3 protein-coding genes are annotated in these 1,063 nt (G+C 57.2%); all 3 read right to left on the reverse strand.

Annotated features, from left to right (window positions below; genetic code table 11):
* The coding region (locus tag EOM25_15300) for an amino acid ABC transporter ATP-binding protein (GenBank protein NCC26546.1) at positions 1–104 on the reverse strand (104 nt) is incomplete at its 3' end.
* 39 nt (positions 105–143) lie between these two features.
* Positions 144–812: an amino acid ABC transporter permease gene (locus EOM25_15305; protein ID NCC26547.1), complete on the reverse strand. Its 669-nt coding sequence runs from the start codon at positions 810–812 to the stop codon at positions 144–146.
* A 93-nt stretch (positions 813–905) separates the two neighbouring features.
* Positions 906–1,063: transporter substrate-binding domain-containing protein (locus EOM25_15310; GenBank protein NCC26548.1), on the reverse strand; the 158-nt coding region annotated here is incomplete at its 5' end.

Genomic DNA, 1,063 nt, shown 5'->3' on the forward strand with positions numbered 1-1,063 from the left:
TCCCCCTTGTTCAGCTCCACACTCACCGATCGCAAAATGGTCTTGCCGCCCAGGCTCTTGCAGATGTCCACGGCCCGAAGCACAGGCTCGTTCTGTACGCTCATGATCGTTTCCTTGCTGTTCACGGCCGTCTTGACCTTCGGCTAATGGCCATAACCCGGAATGCGGACTTTTTTCTCCAACATTCGCAGGCTGTTGACCCCGATCCAGGTCAGGATGAAATACAGAATCCCGGCCGTGATATAGAGGGGCAGATGCTCATAGGTCCGGGAAGCCACGAAATGGGTCCTGGCCATGATTTCTGGGGTTCCCAGAACAAAGGCCACTGCCGAGTCCTTGAGAAGAATGGAGTATTCGTTTGACCAGCCAGGGATGGACAAACGCAGAGCCTGGGGCAGGATGATGGACCTGATGGCCGTCAGATCGCTCATTCCCAAGGCGCTGGCGGCCCTGAACTGTCCGTGGGGCAATGAACCCAGAGACCCCCGGAATATTTGAGACTGATAGGCGGCGCTGGTCATGCCCAGCACCAGGCTGGCCGCTGAGATCGCGCCCAGATTGAGCCCCAGAAAATTGCACAGGCCGAAATAGAAAAGAAACAGTAGCACGAGGATAGGAACGCCCCGAAAAAACCAGACATAGAGACCCACGACCCGTCTGGCCCAGAGCGGGCCGTAGACCTGGATCAAAGCCATGGGCACACCCAGGATGAACCCCACAAGCATGGCCGCGACCACGCAGACCACGGTCACGCCCGTACCCTGAAGCAAATAGGGCAAGGCGCCCCACACGATGCCGAAACTCTCAATCATGCGGCGAACCAAACGACAAGAGGCGTGGGCAGAACCCGCGCCTCTTGCCGGTCGATGCGGCTTGTGGCCGTCATCGTTTTCATTTTAGAATTTTTACAGGCCGTGCTTGGTAATCAGTTCCTGCCAATAGGGGTCGGCCTTGAGCATCTCCAGGCCCTTGTTCAGCTTGTCCAAAAGATCAGTGTCTTCCTTGCGCACGGCGTATCCGAAACCCTCCCCCTTCATGCCGAAGGCGCCGAGAATCTTGACGG

The sequence above is a fragment of the Deltaproteobacteria bacterium genome, assembly GCA_009929795.1.
Lineage (GTDB): Bacteria > Desulfobacterota > Desulfovibrionia > Desulfovibrionales > Desulfomicrobiaceae > RZZR01.

What these genes read in the sequence shown, in the direction of transcription:
- EOM25_15305 (NCC26547.1), bottom strand. Translation starts at nt 812, where the DNA reads ATGATTGAGAGTTTCGGCATCGTGTGGGGCGCCTTGCCCTATTTGCTT.